General features: G+C 60.5%; 1 protein-coding gene and 1 pseudogene. Both read left to right on the top strand.

All coding sequences use genetic code 11. From position 1 onward, the window contains the following. Positions 1–290 (top strand): annotated as a pseudogene (locus EOA86_RS35525) (histone deacetylase family protein); the annotation flags it as partial. A gap of 311 nt (positions 291–601) precedes the next feature. Further along, the coding region (locus EOA86_RS35520) for an MFS transporter (protein ID WP_128345730.1) at positions 602–1,170 on the top strand (569 nt) is incomplete at its 3' end.

The following is a 1,170-nucleotide window of genomic DNA, read 5'->3' as shown; positions in this document are numbered from 1 at the left end:
ACCCCATGCCGTTCGGCACCGCATGGGACGCCTGGAATGCTTCGCTGGAGGACGCCTGCGCGAAACTTGCGGCTTACGCTCCCGAAGTCGTTGTCGTCTCGCTTGGCGTCGACACGTTCGAGAAGGACCCGATCAGCAAGTTCAAGCTGAAAAGCGGCGACTATCCCAAGATTGGCCGTCGCATCGCCAAGCTCGGCCTGCCAACGCTGTTCGTCATGGAAGGCGGCTATGCCGTCGAGGAAATCGGCATCAACGCCGTCGGCGTGCTGACCGGATTCGAAGATCGGTAATGGATGTCGCCCATAGCCTGCCCCTCGGGCGTTTTGATCCGAGGGTGCGCAGCGGTTTGAGATAACGACATTCGTAAAAATTTAGCAGGCCGCAGTCGCATCGGCTGGCCCAAAGTCCGCCCTCACCGAAGCGCTTCACGCCGCCTGCAAGGGTGGCCGCTGACTTGTTCCAGCGTACGCTATCCTGTTGTTGGACCATGATCTCCTTTGAAAAGGCCTTCGCCCTTTGCGAAGTCATGCTCTACCTTGAAGGAACGGTATGAGGGGATCGATTCTGGAAGAAGGCAGCATTTGAAGTCGGGGAAGCATCTATGATCGACGACGAGCCGGACAGCGAACGCGTCTCGGCGCTGGCGCCGTTCCGGCACGGCATTTTCCGCGCCGTATGGTCCGCCAGTCTGGTTTCGAATTTCGGTGGCCTGATCCAGGGCGTCGGCGCCGCCTGGATGATGACCACGATCGCCACCTCGTCCTATCAGGTCGCGCTGGTCCAGGCCTCGACCACCTTGCCGATCATGCTGTTTGCGCTCGTTGCCGGTGCCATCGCCGACAGCTTTAACCGGCGCAAGGTTATGCTGATTGCCCAGATCTTCATGCTGGTCGTCTCGGTTCTGCTGACCGTGTTCACCTATCTTGGCTTGATAACGCCGTGGACGCTGCTCGCCTTCGCCTTCCTGATCAACAGCGGCACGGCGCTTTACAACCCGTCATGGCAGGCTTCTGTCGGCGATATGGTGCCGCGCGCCAAGCTGCCGGCTGCCGTCGCGCTCAACTCCTTGGGCTTCAACTTGACGCGCAGCGTCGGCCCGGCGATCGGCGGCATCATCGTTGCCGCCGCAGGTGCTGCAGCGGCTTTTGCCGCCAACGCTTTAAGCTATGT

It is taken from the genome of Mesorhizobium sp. M5C.F.Ca.IN.020.32.2.1, assembly GCF_004023105.1.
GTDB lineage: Bacteria > Pseudomonadota > Alphaproteobacteria > Rhizobiales > Rhizobiaceae > Mesorhizobium > Mesorhizobium wenxiniae.
The sequence above is the reverse complement of the archived record's forward strand: the minus strand, read 5'-3'. Positions and strand labels throughout refer to the sequence as shown.